This is a genomic window from Vibrio sp. SCSIO 43137 (assembly GCF_028201475.1).
In the GTDB taxonomy this organism is placed as follows: Bacteria; Pseudomonadota; Gammaproteobacteria; order Enterobacterales; family Vibrionaceae; genus Vibrio.
The window spans coordinates 1-20,173 of record NZ_CP116383.1; the positions used below are offsets into that span (position 1 = coordinate 1).

Here is a 20,173-nt window from a genome sequence, read left to right on the forward strand (position 1 = left end):
TGAGATCTTAGGTATAGGATCAGGATAAATGTGAATAACTTTGATCTTATTCACCGGATCATCGATCATTTGCTGGTGATCTGCTTCGACAAAGAGTAAAATTAGCCCTCTTTTTCCAACTCAAAAAAACAATAGTGGGGTCCCAGTGTCATCTTCGCTATGGTTGCAGTGCATGCAACAGCTTCAAGAAGAACTTTCAGCGACAGAATTCAGTATGTGGGTAAGACCGTTACAAGCGGAGCTTAGTGATAACACCCTGACTCTATTTGCGCCAAACCGATTTGTTCTTGACTGGGTACGGGATCGCTACCTGAACAGTATTAACCGCATGCTAAAAGAGTTTTGTGGTTCAGACATACCGAATCTTAGGTTTGAAGTTGGAAACAAACCCGTTTCAGCACCTCCGGCAGTTAAAAAAACCGCTGCTGATGTTGCTGCCGAATCATCAGCACCTGCTCAGCTTCAGGCCAGAAAGCCTGTACATAAAACCTGGGATGATGAATCCGAAGTTGTCGAAATTAATCACAGATCAAACGTAAACTACAAACATAAGTTTAATAACTTTGTTGAAGGTAAATCGAACCAGCTTGGTCTGGCAGCAGCAAGACAAGTAGCCGACAATCCGGGCGCTGCGTATAATCCGCTGTTCTTATATGGCGGTACTGGTCTGGGTAAAACACACCTTCTGCACGCCGTTGGCAATGCCATTGTGGATAATAAGCCAAATGCCAAAGTGGTTTATATGCACTCTGAGCGTTTTGTTCAGGATATGGTTAAAGCCCTGCAAAATAACGCCATTGAAGAATTTAAGCGCTATTACCGTAGCGTAGACGCCCTTCTTATTGATGACATTCAGTTTTTTGCCAATAAAGAGCGTTCTCAGGAAGAGTTCTTCCACACCTTTAATGCCCTGCTGGAAGGTAACCAGCAGATCATTCTGACGTCTGATCGCTATCCTAAAGAGATCAATGGGGTGGAAGATAGACTTAAGTCCCGCTTTGGCTGGGGCCTGACCGTCGCTATTGAACCACCGGAACTGGAAACTCGTGTTGCTATTCTGATGAAGAAAGCGGAAGACCATCAGATCCATCTTGCTGATGAGGTTGCCTTCTTTATTGCTAAGCGGTTACGTTCTAATGTCCGTGAACTGGAAGGGGCATTAAACCGGGTTATTGCTAATGCTAACTTTACCGGCCGCCCGATTACCATCGATTTTGTCCGTGAAGCTTTGCGTGACTTACTGGCGCTGCAAGAGAAGCTGGTCACCATTGATAATATCCAGAAGACGGTAGCCGAGTACTACAAGATTAAAGTGGCAGATCTACTCTCTAAGAGACGTTCCCGATCTGTTGCCCGCCCGCGCCAGCTTGCGATGGCACTGGCAAAAGAGCTGACTAACCACAGCCTGCCGGAAATCGGCGATGCCTTTGGCGGAAGAGACCATACAACGGTACTGCACGCCTGTCGTAAAATAGAGCAGTTGCGTGAAGAGAGTCATGATATTAAAGAAGACTACTCTAACCTGATCAGAACACTTTCATCCTAATCGTGCTGATTTGATAATTAAGAGACAGATATGAAATTTACCATTGAGCGTAATCACCTGATTAAACCTTTGCAGCAAGTATCCGGCGCATTGGGTGGACGTCCAACCCTGCCTATTCTTGGTAATCTGCTGCTAAAAGTCGAAGATAATGCACTTTATATGACGGCAACGGATCTGGAAGTCGAACTTGTTGCCCGTGTCGCTCTTGAAGGTGAGTTTGAAGCGGGTAGCATTACTGTCCCTTCGCGTAAGTTTTTGGATATCTGTCGTGGCTTACCTGATGATGCTGTTATTACCTTGCTACTTGACGGTGACAGAGTTCAGCTAAAGTCCGGACGCAGCCGCTTTTCTCTGGCTACTCTGCCTGCCGCAGATTTCCCGAATATTGAAGACTGGCAGAGCGAACTGGAAGTTTCCCTTCCTCAGGTTGAGCTTCGCTCCCTGATCGAAAAGACTCAGTTTTCTATGGCAAATCAGGATGTCAGATATTATCTGAACGGTATGCTGTTTGAGATCGATGGTTCTACTTTACGTTCCGTTGCTACTGACGGCCACCGAATGGCGGTTTCGCAAGCGTCACTCAATGCTGAGTTTAATAATCAGCAGGTAATTGTGCCTCGTAAAGGGGTACAGGAGCTAGTTCGTTTGCTGGATGCACCGGAAGAGATGGTGACCCTACAGATTGGTCAGTCGAATGTCAGGGCTGAGGTGAATAACTTTACCTTTACCTCAAAATTGGTTGACGGACGTTTTCCTGATTACCGCAGGGTAATGCCTCAGAGCAGTAATAAGACTCTGGAAGCGGGTTGTGATGAGCTACGCCAGTGTTTCTCCCGTGCTGCGATTCTGTCTAATGAGAAGTTCCGTGGTGTCAGGGTGAACCTGTCCGGTGCGGAAATGCGTATTACGGCAAATAACCCGGAACAGGAAGAGGCGGAAGAGGTATTAGATGTTGATTTTCAGGGTGAAGATCTGGAAATCGGCTTTAACGTCAGTTATGTGCTGGATGTTCTTAATACCCTGAGATGCGATAAAGTGCGCATATCGATGACAGACGCTAACGCCAGTGCGCTGATCGAAAATGCTGAAGACGATAGTGCAATGTATGTGGTTATGCCGATTCGCCTGTAAAATGGTGTAGCAGCAACAATGCCGTTAACTCGTCTGATTATTAAACAGTTTCGCAATATTGAAGCCTGTGATATTACCTTATCTGCAGGCTTTAATTTTCTTATTGGTGCCAATGGCAGCGGTAAAACCAGCTTGCTTGAAGCCATTTATCTGCTTGGACACGGCCGCTCTTTTAAGAGCTCCCTGACTGGCAGAATTATTAATAACGACAGTGAAGAACTGTTTGTTCATGGTCGTTATTTGAACTCGGATGGATTTGAGTTACCAATTGGAATAAATAAGCAGCGCGATGGCGCAACTGAGGTTAAAATAGGCGGTCAATCCGGACAAAAACTGGCACAACTGGCGCAGGTGCTTCCCCTGCAATTGATTCATCCGGAAGGGTTTGAGTTGATAACCAGCGGGCCTAAATACCGAAGGGCGTTTATTGACTGGGGGGTATTTTATACTCAGTCCGGATTTTATGATGCATGGGGACGTTTTAAGCGCCTTTCTAAGCAGAGAAATGCCTTATTAAAGAGTGCCAAAAGCTATCAGGAACTCAGTTACTGGGATCAGGAACTGACTCAATTGGCTGAAAAGATAGATAACTGGCGCGCTGACTATATTGCTGAATTAAAAAGTGTGGCAGAGGTTATCTGCCGGCGTTTTTTACCGGAATTTGAAATTCAGTTAACGTATTATCGGGGTTGGGAAAAAGAGACGCCGTACGGCGAGATTCTGCAGCGAAATTTTGAGCGGGATCAGCAGCTTGGCTATACCTATAGTGGTCCCAATAAAGCTGATCTCCGCATTAAGGTAAACAATACACCTGTTGAAGATGTGTTGTCCCGCGGGCAACTGAAGTTGATGATGTGTGCCCTGAGAGTCGCTCAGGGGCAGCACTTAACGGAAAAGACAGGTAAGCAGAGCATCTATTTGATTGATGACTTTGCATCAGAATTAGACAGCCAACGTCGTAAGCGGTTAGCGGACTGCTTAAAAGAGACGGGGGCTCAGGTTTTTGTTAGTTCTATTACCGCTGCTCAGATAGCAGATATGCAGGAAGAGAGCGGAAGTGTGTTTCATGTGGAACACGGCCGGATAGAACAATATAAAAGAAATGATAATTAATGAGAGAGTAACTCATGGCAGAAAATTACGATTCATCGAGTATTAAAGTACTGAAAGGTTTGGATGCAGTACGTAAGCGTCCGGGGATGTACATCGGCGACACAGATGACGGCACAGGTCTTCATCATATGGTATTCGAGGTAGTGGATAACTCTATCGATGAAGCGTTAGCTGGACACTGTAATGATATTATTGTGACCATTCATGAAGATAACTCTGTCTCTGTGAGTGATGACGGTCGTGGTATTCCGACAGAGATGCACCCTGAAGAAGGTGTTTCTGCAGCGGAAGTTATTATGACGGTTCTGCACGCCGGTGGTAAGTTTGACGATAACTCTTATAAGGTTTCCGGTGGTCTGCACGGCGTAGGTGTTTCCGTGGTGAACGCCCTGTCTAAGCAGGTTGAACTGACTATCTGCCGTGGCGGTGAAATTCATGAGCAACAGTACGCTCACGGTGAGCCTAAAGCTCCGCTTTCCGTTATTGGTCAGACAGAAAAAACCGGTACAACCATCCGTTTCTGGCCAAGTGAAGAGACCTTCAGCAATATCGAATTCCATTACGATATTCTGGCTAAGCGTCTTCGCGAGCTTTCATTCCTGAACTCTGGTGTTTCTATCAAGCTTATTGATGAGCGTGTGGAAGATAAGATGGACCACTTTATGTATGAAGGTGGTACTCAGGCGTTTGTTGATTATCTCAACACCAACAAGACTCCAATTATCCAGAAAGTATTCCACTTTGATTTCGAAAGAGAAGATGGCATTGCAGTTGAAGTAGCAATGCAGTGGAATGACGGTTATCAGGAAAATATTTACTGCTTTACCAACAACATTCCTCAGCGTGATGGTGGTACTCACCTTGCAGGCTTCCGTGCTGCACTGACCCGTACCCTGAACAGCTTTATGGATAAAGAAGGCTTCTCGAAAAAAGCCAAAACAGCCACTTCTGGTGATGATGCCCGTGAAGGTCTGACGGCGATTGTTTCTGTTAAGGTGCCGGATCCTAAATTCTCAAGCCAGACCAAAGATAAGCTGGTTTCTTCAGAAGTGAAATCAGCGGTTGAGTCTGCTATGGGCGAAAAACTGGCTGAGTTCCTGATTGAGAACCCGGGTGAAGCTAAGATCGTTTGTACCAAGATTATTGATGCGGCACGTGCCCGTGATGCAGCGCGTAAAGCCCGTGAAATGACCCGCCGTAAAGGTGCGCTGGACTTAGCCGGTCTGCCGGGTAAGCTGGCAGATTGTCAGGAAAAAGACCCTGCACTTTCTGAACTCTATATTGTGGAGGGTGACTCTGCGGGCGGTAGTGCCAAGCAGGGTCGTAACCGTAAGAATCAAGCCATTCTGCCACTAAAAGGTAAGATCCTGAACGTAGAAAAAGCCCGCTTCGATAAGATGCTCTCTTCTCAGGAAGTCGCGACTCTGATCACCGCGCTTGGTTGTGGTATCGGCCGTGACGAATACAACCCGGATAAGCTTCGTTATCACAACATCATCATCATGACCGATGCCGATGTGGATGGTTCGCACATCCGTACTCTGCTGCTGACCTTCTTCTATCGTCAGATGCCTGAGCTAATCGAGCGTGGTTATATCTATATTGCTCAGCCACCTCTGTATAAAGTTAAGAAGGGTAAACAAGAGCAGTACATCAAAGATGAAGATGCGATGGAGCAGTATCAGGTTTCACTGGCACTGGACAATGCTGAGCTGCACGTTAACCCTAATGCTCCTGCAATCGCGGGAGAAGCGCTGGAGCAATTGGTTCAGCAGTACAATGCCGGTATGAAGATTGTTGAGCGCATGACTCGTCGTTACCCTAAACCTCTGGTTCATGAACTGGCTTACATGCCTAGACTGACCGCTGAAATGTGTCAGGACTCTGCTGCTGTAGAAGCCTGGGGCAAACAACTGGTGGATCAACTGACTGCCAAAGAAGTCGGAGCAAGTCAGTACAGTCTGGAAGTTGAAAAACATGAAGAGATGAATGTTAATCTGGCTAAGATTATTGTTCGTACCCACGGTGTTACTCATGAGTATGTCATCAGTATTGACCTTCTTGGTTCAAGAGAATATGGCAAGCTGGCGGATCTATCAGAAGCATTAGACGGCCTGATTGAGGAAGGCGCTTTCATTAAGCGTGGTGAGCGTACTCAGCCTGTAGCAGACTTTGTTGAAGCCCTGAACTGGCTGGTGAAAGAGTCTCGTCGTGGCCTGAGCCTGCAGCGATACAAAGGTCTGGGAGAGATGAACCCGGATCAGCTATGGGAAACCACCATGGATCCGGATACCCGCCGTATGATGCAGGTAACCATTGAAGATGCTGTAGGCGCTGACCAGCTGTTTACGACTCTGATGGGTGATCAGGTTGAGCCGCGCAGACACTTTATTGAAGAGAATGCACTAAAGGTTGCCAACCTAGACGTTTAAGCCCATTACATTTGCTGGATAAACTGATTTCTGCGTCTAAGGTGCTCACTTATACTTATAAGCTGCGCGCCTTATCCTTGAACTAAGCTTATCCAACTGCATCTAATTGTGCTTAAAGCTTTTGTAAACACTGCCCTCGGGCGGTGTTTTTTATGCTTAATAAAACTGGATAACGTTAGTTATTGAAATTGAAGTGAAAATTATTTTTAGAAAATTCTTATATTCACCCTTGAAACTGATTTTTGCGGACCTATATTTATAGTAGAAGAGATGCCAAAAGGGTCTCTGAACCGCTTGCCCATAACGGGGAGCACACAACTTAAACCGCAAATTAGACGGGTATGTCCAAACAGGAATATTCCGATCTAACTTCCTTAGCCACTTTGTTGAGTGAGCCTAAGGCTATTGCTTATTTATGAGGATAGAATCATGAGAACTGTAGATTTCACACCCCTATACCGCAACGCAATCGGCTTTGATCGTCTGTTTGATATGATGGAAGCTGGTGCCGCTAAAAATTCATCAAATGGTTACCCACCATACAATATCGAGCAACAGGATGAGAATAACTACCGTATTACTATGGCGGTGGCTGGTTTCGCTGAAGACCAGATTGACCTGACTCAGAAAGAGAACATGCTGATTGTTCGTGGTGAGCGTAAACCTGATGAAAGCAAAAAATACGTTTATCAGGGCATTGCTGAGAGAGACTTTGAGCGTAAGTTCCAACTGGCGGACTACGTTAAAGTAACAGGTGCAACCATGGAAAATGGTCTGCTGCACGTTGATTTGGAACGTGAAATTCCTGAAGCAATGAAACCACGTAAAATTGCCATTAACGGCAGTAACCTGATTGAAGGTAATAAGTAACCAATAACGGGTTATTTGTAACAGAAAGAGCGCCACCGGCGCTCTTTTCAGTTTTTATCAATAGAAGCTGATAAAAGCTACTGTTGATAGGCTTTAATCACTTCTTCAGCAATGGCTTCTATGCCTTTTTGCATACTCTGTTCGTCCTGAACATAGTTCATGCGGATACATTGACGGGTATGCGGCCAGTCCTCCTGCTTATCCTGACCGAAGAAGAAATACTCTCCCGGAATAACCAGAACCCCCCGCGCTTTCAGGCGGGCATAAAGTTCTTTGGTACTAATAGGCAGTTCATCAAACCAGAGCCAGAGAAAGATGGCACCTTCCGGCTTGTGAATCTTAAACCTTTCATCACTGATAGCGTCCTGAAGCAGCTCAACAGCGCGCTGTGCTTTCTGCTGATAAAAGGGCTTAATCACATTCTGGCTCAGGTTTAGCAGGTCACCTGATTCAATCATATGATGTCCAATCGCCGGACCGATACTGCCGGGGGCCAGACTGATAATACCGTTCATATTGGTCATAGCCTGAGTTATACGCTCATTGGCAATGACTATTCCGCAGCGTACACCCGGCAGGCCAAGCTTGGAGAGGCTCATACAGAGAATGGTGTTCTCATTCCAGAAGGGTTTTACCTCTTCAAAAATGATATTCGGGAACGGAGTGCCATAGGCATTATCGATAATAAGTGGGATATTGTTCTTGCGGGCCAGAGCATCAAGCTTTTCAACTTCAGCATCTGTCAGTACATTACCCGTTGGATTGGTCGGCCGGGAAGCACAAATAGCAGCAATAGAGTCATCAACCTGTAGCTGTTCAAAATCGACATGGTACTTAAACATGCGGTTATCCAGCTGCTCTATTTCCGGCTGGTATGAGACAAAAATACTGTCATCGACCCCTGAATCACTGTAGCCGATATATTCAGGCGCCAGAGGAAGAAGAATTCTTTTATGGCTGCCGTCGGGCTGTTTCCCTGCCAGCAGGTTAAACAGATAGAAAAAAGCGCTTTGGCTGCCATTAGTCAGGCTGATGTTTTTTTCTGAAATATCCCAGCCGTAGGTATCACGCAGCAGTTTTGCCAGAGATTTTACAAAGGCGTCTTTTCCCTGCGGACCGTCGTAGTTGGCCATTGCTTCTACCAGCTTGCCGCTGTTGAGCATATCTGAACTGGCCTGATGAAAATAGTCGAGCATTTCCGGTATTGCGGCCGGATTGCCTCCGCCGAGCATGATGGCGCCCGGAGTACGTAAACCTTCATTTAAATCATCCATCAACTGAGTGATGCCTGAATAGCGATTAAATTTTTCACCAAAATTAGAAAATTGCATTATTTTTCCCTGACAGTCGTTATGTTGTGTCTGCTTAAAGCAACTTGTATTGTTTTAGTATGCGCCTAAAACGGATTGTTTTGTATACAAAAAAGCCCCGTTCTCAGAACGGGGCTTTGAGTTCCTGGGCTAACCCCGTTATTTCTGCAACAGCGAAATATCTGCAATTTGCAGGAAGAGGTTACGCAGTTTGTTAAGAAGGGTCAGACGGTTCTTCTTCAGAGCTTCGTCATCGGCCATAACCATTACTGAGTCGAAGAAAGTATCAACAGGCTCACGTAGATCGGCCAGCTTACTTAGGGCTGCCTGATAGTCACCGGTTGCAAATGCCGGTTCCAGCGCTTCTGCCATCACTTCTACGTTTTCAGCTAGTGCTTTTTCAGCGGCTTCCTGAAGAAGGGCAAGATCGATCTCTTCAGCCAGTTCGCCGCCAAACTTAGCAAGAATATTACCTACACGCTTGTTAGCGGCTGCAAGGGACTCTGCCGCTTCCAGACCACGGAAGTGAGATACGGCTTTAACTCGCTGATCAAAGTCAGCCGGCTTAGTCGGGCGGCGGGCCAGAACAGCCTGAATAATATCGACGCTAAAGCCTTCATCCTGATACCAGGCGCGGAAACGGCCAAGCATAAAGTCGATAACATCATCGACCACTTTGTCGTTAGTCAGCTTGTCTGCGAACAGAGATTTCGCTTCTTCAACCAGCTCAACCAGATCAAGGCTATAGCCGTTTTCAACGATAATACGTAGCACACCCAGTGATGCACGACGAAGTGCAAATGGATCTGAGCCTTTTGGAGCCTGACCGATACCGAAGATACCAACAATAGTATCCAGCTTGTCAGCCATAGCCAGAGCAGATGAAATAGCAGTGCTAGGCAGGTCATCACCGGCAAAACGCGGCATATACTGTTCGTATAGTGCAAGGGCTACCTGCTCATCTTCACCGTCATGAGTGGCGTAGTGCATACCCATAACACCCTGAGTATCGGTGAACTCAAATACCATTGAGGTCATCAGGTCACATTTAGCCAGCAGACCGGCACGGGTTGCTTTATCTACGTCAGCATCAATCTTCTTAGCGATAAAGCCAGCCAGTACTGCAATACGATCGGTCTTATCTTTAATCGTACCTAATTGCTTCTGGAAAATAGCACTTTCCAGCTCAGGCAGACGGTCAATCAGAGGACGCTTACGGTCAGTGTTGAAGAAGAACTCAGCATCAGCCAGACGAGGGCGGACGACTTTTTCGTTACCTTCAATTACGTGGCGTGGCTCTTTAGATTCGATATTAGAAACGAAGATAAACTTAGGCAGAAGCTTTTTGTTTTCATCGTATACCGGGAAGTACTTCTGGTCACCCTTCATGGTGTAAACCAGCGCTTCAGAAGGAACCTTCAGGAACTCTTCTTCAAAAGAAGCAGTAAGAACTACCGGCCACTCAACCAGAGAAGTTACTTCTTCAACTAAGTCATCTTCCAGATCAGCAATACCACCTACAGCTTCGGCAGCTTTCTGAGAGTCAGCAAGAATAATGGCTTTACGTGCCTCGTAATCTGCCATCACTTTACCGCGCTGCTCCAGAACCTCAGGGTACTGATCAGCACTATCAATAGTGAACTCTGCTTCACCCATAAAGCGGTGACCGCGAATGGTTCTGTCAGATGCGACACCAAGGATCTCACCCTGAATAAGCTCATCACCCAGCAGAATGGTCAGTGTTTTAACCGGACGGATAAACTGAGTCTCTTTGTCGCCCCAACGCATCGGTTTAGCGATAGGAAGGTTAGCCAGCGCTTTAGCAGCCAGTTCAACAACCAGCTCTTGTACCGCTTTACCTTTTACTTCCTGCTTAAACAGCAGCCATTCGCCTTTGTCTGTTTTCAGACGGTCAGCTTGTTCAACAGTAATGCCGTTACCACGAGCCCAGCCCTGAGCCGCTTTAGTTGCATTACCATCGTCATCAAATGCTACAGAGATAGCCGGGCCACGTTTTTCAACTACTTTGTCTGCCTGACTCTCTGCCAGATCTGCCACTTTTAGTGCCAGACGACGAGGAGCTGCGTACCACTTAACACCGTTATGGCCTAAGTCAGCACCCTTTAGTTCTGCTTCAAAGTTTGCCGCAAATGCTTCTGCAAGAGTGCGAAGTTGCGTTGGTGGTAGTTCTTCAGTACCAAGCTCAATTAAAAAATTCTTCGCCATGATTACTTCTCCTCACCCTTAGATTGACACATTGGGAAACCTAGTGCTTCACGGGAGGCATAGTAGGCTTGCGCGACAGACTTGGTCAGGTTGCGGATACGCAGGATATAACGCTGACGCTCAGTAACAGAGATAGCTTTACGGGCATCCAGCAAGTTAAATGCGTGACCTGCTTTCAAAATACGTTCGTAGGCAGGAAGCGGAAGAGGATTTTCCAGTTCAAGCAGCTCTTTACACTCTTTTTCGCACTGATCAAAGAAGCCGAACAGGAAGTCGACATCAGCGTGTTCAAAGTTGTAGGTAGACTGCTCAACTTCGTTCTGGTGGAAGATATCGCCGTATGTGGTTTTACCCAGCGGGCCGTCAGCCCACACCAGATCGTACACAGAATCTACACCCTGAATATACATAGCGAGTCGTTCTATACCATAGGTGATCTCACCGGTTACCGGCTTACACTCAAGGCCGCCAACCTGCTGGAAGTAAGTAAACTGAGTGACTTCCATTCCGTTTAGCCACACTTCCCAGCCAAGACCCCATGCACCAAGAGTCGGGTTTTCCCAGTTATCTTCTACAAAACGGATATCGTGTACTAGCGGGTCAATGCCCAGTACTTCCAGAGATCCCAGATACAGTTCCTGAATGTTATCAGGAGAAGGCTTAATCATTACCTGAAACTGATAGTAGTGCTGCAGACGGTTAGGGTTTTCACCGTAACGGCCATCTGTCGGACGACGGGAAGGCTGTACGTAAGCGGTAGCCATTGGCTCCGGACCGATAGCACGCAGACAGGTCATCGGGTGAGAAGTACCCGCACCCACTTCCATATCTAGAGGCTGAACAATTGTACAACCCTGTTGTGCCCAATAATCCTGCAGCGCGAGGATCATACCCTGAAAGGTTTTGATATCGTATTTTTGCATAGTAGGTTCGCGCGAATCTTCTGTATTAGTAATAAAAAATAACAACAGAGTATAGCGATATATTGAGGTTGGGAGTAGGGGTATTGCTGCTTATTTCTTCTCCATAGTGAAGAAATCGCCGATTTTTATCAGTTTTTGTCTCTACGCGAGAAAAGACAAGGTGTTGTTAAGGTTTGCGGCGCTGTTTTTGATAATTTGATTTGGTTTTCTTAAACAGAGAATGAGCTGAGTCAGCTAAACAAAAAAAGAGCCGGATATTAATCCAGCCCCTTTTTGATCAGATACTGATAAGGCAGTTGTTCTGTTTCAGCAGCAATCAGTTGGTGATCCATAAAGCGACAAAAGCTTGGTATATCTCTGGTTGTTGACGGATCATCCGCTTTAATCAGTAAAATCTCGCCATCTTGCATATTTCTGATTGTCTTCCTGACCATCATCACCGGCTCCGGGCAGCGTAGTCCTTCCGCTTCAAGTACCTTATTTGCCTGTTCAGGGTTGAGTGTCATTTTGTGCTCTCTGTCAAAGTTTCGTTGTTGATATTACTAACAAGAAAAAAAATTTCAATTAAAGCTTGGCAAATGTAAAAAAGATCGCTACATTTAATTAACAAACGCGTAACATGTTAAGGGCGTGTTCCAGCACTATTCCAATTTTCTTGGGCTTCCCCGCTGAAAGGCGGGATTTTTTTTGCCTGTAGGTTAGTATATTAAGAACCTGAACAGATAAAAAGAGTTGCCTGTGGAGCTTGAAGATATTTATCGCAAAGATTTAAACCTGTTGGTTGCTTTGAAAGTGCTGGTGGAAGAGAGGAGCGTCAGCCTTGCTGCAGAGCGCCTCAACCTTAGCCAGTCGGCAATGAGCCGGGTGTTAGGACGGTTAAGGGTTTTGCTTAATGATCCATTATTAACCCGCCACGGGCAGCAGCTACTCCCGACAGATAAAGCTCTGGAAGTTGCACAGGCACTGAATGACCCTCTTGAGTCTGTACGCCAGTTGTTGTCAGATAAAAATTTTGATGCAGCAAACTGCACTCAATCCTTCACCATTGCGACAACCGATTATGCCATGCAGACCATTTTACCTTTTGCCCTGCCTCGTCTGTATCAGGAAGCACCTAATGTTTCTATTGAGTTCCTGCCTCTTCAGCATGACCAGTTACTCTATCAGCTTACTTCCCAGGGTGCAGACCTAGCTATTTGTAGGCCGACCAGTTCTGTTGAGCCGTTATTGAGTGACGTGCTGGGTAAAGTGGGAGTGTTCTGTTTGTTATCTAAAAAGCACCCTCTGGCGTTCGAACAGATGACCCTTAATGATTACCTGAGTTATCCCCACGCCATGATCGCTATTAGTGATGGTGTTAAGGCGCTGATTGATAATGCGCTGGAAGGTAAGCCGGAACGAAAAACCATTATCAGGGCTTATCATCTTGAAGCTGCGTTAGCTGTGGTGGATAGCATCCCCTTGATTATTACCGTGCCGGCTGATTTAGCTTATCTGGTTGCTGATCGCTATGATCTGGTGATTAAGCCACTGCCGTTCCCTTTTACACCTTTTGACTATTCTATGATCTGGCATCCCAGATGTGAGCACTCACCATCTCAGGAGTGGTTAAGAAGCCTTCTGAAAGAGGAGTGTGGCCGGTTAATTGCCAAACGAGTAGAAGATTTAGGCTTAGAAGGTTAGCTTGCTGAAACGACAAAAAACGGACAGGTTATAACACTCTGTCCGTTTTCTTAATTCAATATCTGATTACAGCTTTATAACTACACGCCCGGTTACATCACCGTTAGTAATATCTTCGGCGTATTTTGCAGCTTCACTTAGAGAAACCTCTGTGCAGGCCTGATCGAAGTAGCTTTGAGGAAGTAACTCAGACAGTTTGTTCCATGCTGCAATTCGTTTTTCCTTCGGACAAGATACTGAATCAATGCCCTGCAGGCGGACGTTACGCAGAATAAACGGCATTACTGTTGTCGGCAGGTCGAAGCCACCAGCAAGGCCGCAAGCAGCCACTGTGCTGTTGTAATCCATCTGCGCCAGCAGTTTTGCCAGTACTTTACTGCCTACCGTATCGATAGCTCCTGCCCAGATCTGTTTTTCCAGCGGACGGGCTGGTTCTTCAAACTCTGCACGTTCAATAATGCGGCTGGCACCAAGAGCAGTGAGTAAGTCACCATTTTTTTCTGAACGGCCCGTTAAAGCCGCAACTTTATAGCCCAGCTGTGAAAGAAGGGTCACAGATACTGAACCTACGCCACCACTGGCTCCGGTTACCAATATCTCTCCGTCTTCCGGTTTAACGCCTGAATCAACAATGGCTTGTACACATAACATTGCCGTTAATCCGGCCGTACCAACCATCATGGCTTTTTTACCGTCCAGACCTTGTGGAAGAGGTACCAGCCAGTCAGCTTTTAGTCTGGCTTTTTCTGCCATGCCACCCCAGTGGTTTTCGCCTACACCCCAGCCAGTGAGTACAACTTCATCTCCTTCCTTATATAAAGGGTTATCAGAGCTGATAACTTTACCGGCAAAGTCGATACCCGGAACCATAGGGAAGTTACGGATGATCTTTCCCTTACCTGTGATTGCCAGACCATCTTTGTAGTTAAGTGATGAGTAATCGACAGATACCAGTACATCGCCTTCCGGCAGTTGGTTTTCATCTATCTGTTCGATGTTAGCCAGTGTACGTTTATCTTCTTGATTAAGGATCAGAGCGTTAAACATTGTGTCTCTCCACTAGAGTGATGTTGGTTTTTTCGTTTTGACTAAGTGTAGATGCAATTAGGGTATGACTAAAATGAAACTTTAGCATTATATATATGTATTCCAGGCATAAACAAAGAGCGGCAGTTGCCGCTCTTTACATAGACAGCGCTTATACTTATCAGGTGCGTTCAAAGACAGTTGCGATACCTTGTCCCAGACCGATACACATTGTGGCTAAGCCAAACTGTGCATCTTTGGTTTCCATCAGGTTGATCAGGGTGGTAGAAATCCGTGCACCGGAACAACCCAGCGGATGACCCAATGCAATAGCACCACCGTTCAGGTTTACTTTGTCTTCAACCATATCCGTTAAGCCTAAATCTTTTACACAAGGCAGAGATTGGGCGGCAAAGGCTTCATTTAGCTCAATAACACCAAGGTCTTGTACCGTTAATCCTGCCCGCTGCAGCGCTTTTTGTGAGGCCGGAACAGGCCCGTAACCCATAATGGACGGATCGCAGCCGGATACCGCCATTGAGCGAATTCTTGCGCGGATAGTTACCCCTAATTCTTTGGCTTTACTTTCACTCATAATCAGCATGGCTGAGGCTCCGTCAGAAAGAGCAGAGGAACTGCCGGCTGTGACAGTACCATTTACAGGATCAAATACCGGACGTAGCTGAGATAAACCTTCTACTGATGTTTCCGGCCGGATAACTTCATCATAATCAAGCCGGATAAGAGAGCCATCTGCAGCGTGTCCTTCTGTCGCCAGTATTTCATTGCTAAAGCGCCCTTCTAATGTTGCAGCATGTGCCCTTGCATGGGAGCGGGCGGCAAACTCATCCTGTTGCTGACGGGAGATACCGTGCAATTTACCCAGCATCTCTGCTGTCAGCCCCATCATACCTGCCGCTTTAGCAACGCTTTTTGCCAGACCGGGATGAAAATCGACGCCATGATTCATGGGAACATGCCCCATATGTTCTACTCCGCCTATCAGGCAGATATCTGCATCACCAACCATAATAGCGCGGGATGCATCGTGGAGAGCCTGCATTGAAGATCCACATAAACGGTTAACAGTAACAGCAGCTATGTTCTTTGGCAGATCAGCCAGTAAAGCCGCATTACGGGCAATGTTAAAACCCTGTTCTAAGGTTTGTTGCACACAGCCCCAGTAGATATCTTCTATCTGAGCCGGGTCAACTTTCGGGTTGCGCTTAAGTATGCCTTTCATCAGATGAGCAGAAAGGTCTTCAGCACGAGTATGACGAAAAGCCCCACCTTTGGAACGGCCCATAGGTGTACGGATACAGTCGACAATTACTACATTATTCATTGGTATGTTCCTTTTCCAAAAAGTGGTTATACAGAGCCGGTCAGCTGTGACTGGTAGAAGCTTTTGCCATTCTCAGCCATATCAGACAACAGTTGAGGTACCTGATAGAGCGGACCTAATTCGGCATACTCTTTGGCCATCTCCACATACTGTTTGATTCCCATACTGTCCAGGTAGCGGAAAACTCCGCCCCTGAATGGAGGGAATCCTAATCCGTAAACCAGCGCCATATCTGCTTCCTGAGGTGAGGCGATAATGCCTTCCTCTAAACAGAGCACCACTTCATTGATCATCGGAATCATCATTCTGTGAATAATGGTCTGGGCATCAAACTCCTGACGGGTTTTACATGTATCCTGCAGAATCGAAAGGATTTCATCAGAATAGACTTTTTTCGGCCGGCCTTTTTTGTCTTTAGTGTATTGATAGAATCCGGAGCCATTTTTCTGACCATATTTTTCTGCTTCGAACAGAGCATCAATGGCATCTCTATTTTGCTTAGCCATTCTTTGCGGGAAACCCTGAGCCATAACTTCCTGTGCATGATGGGCGGTATCGATACCGACAACATCAAGCAAGTAAGCAGGGCCCATTGGCCAGCCAAATGTTTTCTCCATCACTTTATCTACCTGAGTAAAGTCTGCACCGTCGGACAGCAGGGCACTGAAGCCACCGAAATAGGGGAACAATACCCGGTTTACAAAGAAGCCGGGGCAATCATTAACAACGATAGGAGACTTACCCATCTTGGCGGCATAAGCCACCACGCGATTGATGGTTTCATCTGATGTTTTTTCTCCACGGATAATCTCTACCAGAGGCATACGGTGTACAGGATTAAAGAAGTGCATTCCACAGAAGTTTTCCGGGCGTTGCAGTGACTTTGCCAGCAGGTTAATCGGGATGGTTGATGTATTTGAGGTTATAACTGTGCTTTCATCAACTTGCTGCTCAACTTCACTAAGTACAGCCGCTTTGATTTTCGGATTTTCAACAACGGCTTCAACAATAATATCGGACTGCTCAATGCCTGCGTAATGAAGGCTTGGTGTAATGGAGGAGAGAATACCTGCCATTTTAAAACCATCAATTCTGCCTCTCTCTAACCTCTTGTTGAGCAGTTTTGATGCTTCGTTCATTCCCAGATCAAGAGACGCCTGAGCGATATCCTTCATTATGACAGGAACCCCTTTCAGGGCAGACTGGTACGCAATACCACCACCCATTATGCCGGCACCAAGCACAGCAGCTCTTTCTGTCTGCTTTTCTGCCTCTTTGGCTGATTGTTTTGCCAACCCTTTAATATATTGATCATTAAGGAACAGCCCAACCAGAGACTTAGCTTCATCTGATTTCGCCAGTTTAATAAAGTGCTTTCTTTCAATGTCCAGTGCACCGTTTCTGGATAGGGTTGCGGCTTCTTCTATGGCAACTACAGAGGTAATAGGTGCCGGATAATGTGGCCCTGCTTTCTGCATAACCAGACCTTTAGCCGTCGTGAAACTCATCATGGATTCAAGTTTACTCAGGCTGAGAGGCGAGGTTTTCTGCTTTCTTCTCGCCTGCCAGTCAATTTGCTCCTTACCGGCCTGAACAAGGGTATTTATTGCTGACTGCTGCAGAGCTTCGCTGTCAACCACAGCATCAAGCAGCCCCAGCTTAAGCGCCTCTTCTGCACGGCAGGCTTTGCCGGCAGTGATTAGCTCCATAGCGTTATCCGCGCCGATAAGTCTCGGCATTCTTACAGAGCCGCCAAAGCCGGGCATGATACCTAGTTTGGTTTCTGGCAGCCCTATGCTGGTGGTTGAGTCGCCAATACGGAAATCAGTAGCGAGTACACACTCACATCCACCGCCCAGCGTATGACCTTTTAGTACTGAGATGGTCGGAAACGGCAGGTCTTCCAGTTTATTAAAGATGTTGTTGGCGTAAATCAGCCAGTGATCGAGTTCTTTTTCTGGTTTGGAAAACAGGTTTAAAAACTCGGTGATATCTGCACCTACGATAAATGTGCTTTTATCGGTTGTGAGCAGCAGACCAGTAATGCCTGAGTGCTGTTGCATAGCGTTCAGTGCGTTGTCTAATGCATCAAGGGTGGCCAGATCCAGCTTATTTACTGAGGCTGGCGCACAGAAACTGAGTTCGGCAATACCGTTATCCAGTTCTTTTACTTGTAGGGTATCGGATTGGTAGATCATTCTCTTTCTCCATAAAGAGCAACATAAGTGTTGCTTGCTAGAGTCCATCTATTTGTCATCATCTTGGTTCTTATTACGCCAAGCTGAAGTTGTATTGCTTGGTACGACCAGTTGTATGATATTGAATCAATCTAAACCTAAATTCAACAAAATTCAAACAAGTGTTTAACAAATTTGTGGGCGGGTAGAATAAATTGAATTCGATTAACGGGGTGTTACACTGGCGGCCTTACCACGGACGCTTAACTATATGAACATTCAACCCTATCTTATTCCTGCGGAAGCTGTTGTTTTTGAAGAAGAGATTAAAAAAAGCCTCTTTATTACCTTTCTGGCTCATACTCATGGGACAGAAGCTGCAAAAGCATTTGTTGACCAAATAAGGAAGGAACACCCGGCGGCAAGGCATCATTGTTGGGGGGTTGTTGCAGGTCGTCCGGAGGACTCAATGCAGTGGGGCTTCAGTGATGACGGAGAACCTTCAGGTACAGCAGGTAAGCCGATACTGGCTCAGTTAAGTGGCTCAGGTATTGGTGAAATCACTGCCGTAGTGGTTCGCTATTCCGGCGGAATTAAACTGGGAACAGGCGGTTTAGTGAAGGCTTACGGTGGCGGGGTGCAAAGTGCACTTAAGATGGTTCAAACAATTGAGAAAAAAATCACCACTCACTTGAAACTAAGGTTAGACTACTCTTTTATATCTCTCGTTCAGTCGCTAATCAGTCAATATGATGCTGTTGAAGTCAGGTCTGAATTTTCTGAGCAGATAGAGATGGTGGTAGAAATTGAGCAGCTTGTGTCTGCTGAGTTTATACAAGCCCTGATTAATAAAACTGGAGCCAAGGTACAGGCTTCTGAATTAAAAGATAACTAGGAAGTCAGAAGCTTAGCTTCAGCTAATATCCATGCAGTTTCGTTCAATCATCCGTATTGTCGGGTTACTCTTAGCCTTGTTTAGCGTATCTATGCTGGCACCTGCTTTTGTTGCACTGGTGTACAGAGATGGTGCGGGTGTTCCATTTGTTACTACCTTTTTTGTGTTGCTGTTTTGCGGTGGGCTATGCTGGTTTCCTAACCGTCATCACAAGAAGGATCTTAAATCCCGCGATGGTTTTCTTATTGTGGTCCTGTTCTGGACGGTTATCGGCAGTGCCGGTGCGCTCCCCTTTCTGATCTCGGAAAACCCTGCCATATCTGTTACCGATGCTTTTTTTGAATCCTTTTCTGCTCTGACGACAACGGGTGCGACAGTGATTGTCGGATTAGATGACCTGCCTAAAGCGATACTGTTTTACCGTCAGTTTCTGCAGTGGTTTGGTGGTATGGGAATCATTGTATTAGCTGTTGCGATACTGCCGGTTCTGGGTATCGGTGGTATGCAGTTATATCGTGCAGAAATTCCGGGGCCGGTAAAAGACAGTAAAATGACCCCACGGATAGCGGAAACAGCAAAAGCGCTCTGGTATATCTATCTCAGCCTGACCCTTGCCTGTGCCGGAGCGTTTTGGCTGGCGGGTATGAGTATGTTTGACGCTATATGTCATAGTTTCTCAACTATCGCTATCGGCGGCTTCTCTACCCACGATGCCAGTATGGGCTACTTTAATAGCTCAACTATTAATATGATTACGGTGGTCTTCCTGCTTATCTCTGGTTGTAACTACTCACTTCACTTTGCCGCGTTTGCATCCGGTGGTGTTCATCCTAAGTACTATCTAAAAGATCCAGAATTTAGAGCCTTCTTCTTTATTCAGGCACTGCTGTTTGTGGTCTGTTTCCTGCTTTTGCTGAAGCATCATTCCTATACCTCGGTTTATGACGCTTTTGATCAGGCACTGTTTCAGACCGTCTCAATATCTACCACTGCAGGTTTTACCACTACAGGTTTTGCTGAGTGGCCGCTGTTTCTGCCTGTATTACTGCTGTTCTCTTCTTTTATAGGTGGTTGTGCGGGATCGACTGGTGGCGGAATGAAGGTGATACGTATACTGCTTCTGACTCTGCAGGGTGCACGTGAAATTAAGCGTCTGATACACCCAAGAGCTGTGTTTACCATTAAGTTGGGAGATAGCGCACTACCGCAAAGAGTAGTTGATGCCGTCTGGGGCTTCTTTTCAGCATATGCTCTGGTTTTTGTTGTTTGCATGCTGGCACTTATTGCGACTGGTATCGATGAGCTCAGTGCGTTTTCTGCCGTTGCTTCTACACTAAACAACTTAGGACCGGGGCTTGGCGATGTTGCGCTCCATTATGGTGACATAAATGACAATGCAAAATGGGTACTAGTGGTCTCCATGCTGTTTGGCCGGTTAGAGATATTTACCCTTCTTATATTACTTACTCCTACATTTTGGCGTAGTTAAGGACTTA

General features: G+C 46.2%; 15 protein-coding genes. 8 read left to right on the top strand and 7 right to left on the bottom strand.

Annotated features, from left to right (window positions below):
* The first annotated feature begins 145 nt into the window (after window positions 1-145).
* The 5 genes from dnaA (at window position 146) to PK654_RS00025 (ending at window position 7,092) form a co-directional block, all read left to right on the top strand.
* Window positions 146-1,546, top strand: coding sequence for a chromosomal replication initiator protein DnaA (gene dnaA / locus PK654_RS00005; protein WP_271696901.1), 1,401 nt, complete (start codon window positions 146-148; stop codon window positions 1,544-1,546).
* 30 nt (window positions 1,547-1,576) lie between these two features.
* Window positions 1,577-2,677 carry a DNA polymerase III subunit beta gene (dnaN, locus tag PK654_RS00010; RefSeq protein ID WP_271696902.1) on the top strand — a complete coding sequence of 367 codons (1,101 nt, stop codon included), beginning with the start codon at window positions 1,577-1,579 and terminating at the stop codon, window positions 2,675-2,677.
* A gap of 18 nt (window positions 2,678-2,695) precedes the next feature.
* Window positions 2,696-3,790 carry a DNA replication/repair protein RecF gene (gene recF / locus PK654_RS00015; RefSeq protein ID WP_271696903.1) on the top strand — a complete coding sequence of 365 codons (1,095 nt, stop codon included), beginning with the start codon at window positions 2,696-2,698 and terminating at the stop codon, window positions 3,788-3,790.
* 14 nt (window positions 3,791-3,804) lie between these two features.
* Window positions 3,805-6,222 carry a DNA topoisomerase (ATP-hydrolyzing) subunit B gene (gyrB, locus tag PK654_RS00020; RefSeq protein WP_271696904.1) on the top strand — a complete coding sequence of 806 codons (2,418 nt, stop codon included), beginning with the start codon at window positions 3,805-3,807 and terminating at the stop codon, window positions 6,220-6,222.
* A 429-nt stretch (window positions 6,223-6,651) separates the two neighbouring features.
* Entirely contained in the window at window positions 6,652-7,092 is a 441-nt protein-coding gene (locus PK654_RS00025) for an Hsp20 family protein (RefSeq protein ID WP_271696905.1), read from the top strand.
* A 77-nt stretch (window positions 7,093-7,169) separates the two neighbouring features.
* On the opposite strand, the gene PK654_RS00030 is transcribed toward PK654_RS00025, so the two are convergent.
* From PK654_RS00030 to tusA, 4 genes are all read right to left on the bottom strand, one after another.
* Entirely contained in the window at window positions 7,170-8,423 is a 1,254-nt protein-coding gene (locus PK654_RS00030; protein WP_271696906.1) for a valine--pyruvate transaminase, read from the bottom strand.
* 138 nt (window positions 8,424-8,561) lie between these two features.
* The gene (gene glyS, locus PK654_RS00035) at window positions 8,562-10,628 is read right to left on the bottom strand and encodes a glycine--tRNA ligase subunit beta (protein WP_271696907.1); all 2,067 of its coding nucleotides are present in this window, start codon (window positions 10,626-10,628) and stop codon (window positions 8,562-8,564) included.
* Between the two features lie 2 nt (window positions 10,629-10,630).
* A complete protein-coding gene (glyQ, locus tag PK654_RS00040; RefSeq protein ID WP_271696908.1) occupies window positions 10,631-11,551 on the bottom strand; it encodes a glycine--tRNA ligase subunit alpha in 921 nt (306 codons plus the stop codon).
* Between the two features lie 257 nt (window positions 11,552-11,808).
* The gene (gene tusA / locus PK654_RS00045; RefSeq protein WP_271696909.1) at window positions 11,809-12,057 is read right to left on the bottom strand and encodes a sulfurtransferase TusA; all 249 of its coding nucleotides are present in this window, start codon (window positions 12,055-12,057) and stop codon (window positions 11,809-11,811) included.
* 232 nt (window positions 12,058-12,289) lie between these two features.
* Between tusA and PK654_RS00050 the strand changes: the two genes are divergently transcribed.
* On the top strand, window positions 12,290-13,234 hold the full coding sequence (locus PK654_RS00050) for a LysR family transcriptional regulator (protein ID WP_271696910.1): 945 nt from the start codon (window positions 12,290-12,292) through the stop codon (window positions 13,232-13,234).
* A 66-nt stretch (window positions 13,235-13,300) separates the two neighbouring features.
* Here PK654_RS00050 and acuI read toward each other — a convergent pair whose 3' ends face one another.
* The 3 genes from acuI to fadB form a co-directional block, all read right to left on the bottom strand.
* Window positions 13,301-14,281 (bottom strand): acrylyl-CoA reductase (NADPH), encoded by a 981-nt coding sequence (acuI, locus tag PK654_RS00055; RefSeq protein ID WP_271696911.1) that lies wholly within the window; start codon window positions 14,279-14,281, stop codon window positions 13,301-13,303.
* 160 nt (window positions 14,282-14,441) lie between these two features.
* Window positions 14,442-15,605: an acetyl-CoA C-acyltransferase FadA gene (gene fadA / locus PK654_RS00060; protein WP_271696912.1), complete on the bottom strand. Its 1,164-nt coding sequence runs from the start codon at window positions 15,603-15,605 to the stop codon at window positions 14,442-14,444.
* Between the two features lie 26 nt (window positions 15,606-15,631).
* A complete protein-coding gene (fadB, locus tag PK654_RS00065; RefSeq protein WP_271696913.1) occupies window positions 15,632-17,803 on the bottom strand; it encodes a fatty acid oxidation complex subunit alpha FadB in 2,172 nt (723 codons plus the stop codon).
* A 250-nt stretch (window positions 17,804-18,053) separates the two neighbouring features.
* Here fadB and PK654_RS00070 point away from each other — a divergent pair, with 250 nt between their 5' ends.
* Complete coding sequence (locus tag PK654_RS00070; RefSeq protein ID WP_271696914.1) at window positions 18,054-18,677, top strand: YigZ family protein; 624 nt, start codon at window positions 18,054-18,056, stop codon at window positions 18,675-18,677.
* 31 nt (window positions 18,678-18,708) lie between these two features.
* Window positions 18,709-20,166, top strand: a complete 1,458-nt coding sequence (locus PK654_RS00075; RefSeq protein WP_271696915.1) for a TrkH family potassium uptake protein — start codon at window positions 18,709-18,711, stop codon at window positions 20,164-20,166.
* The last annotated feature ends 7 nt before the right edge of the window (window positions 20,167-20,173 follow it).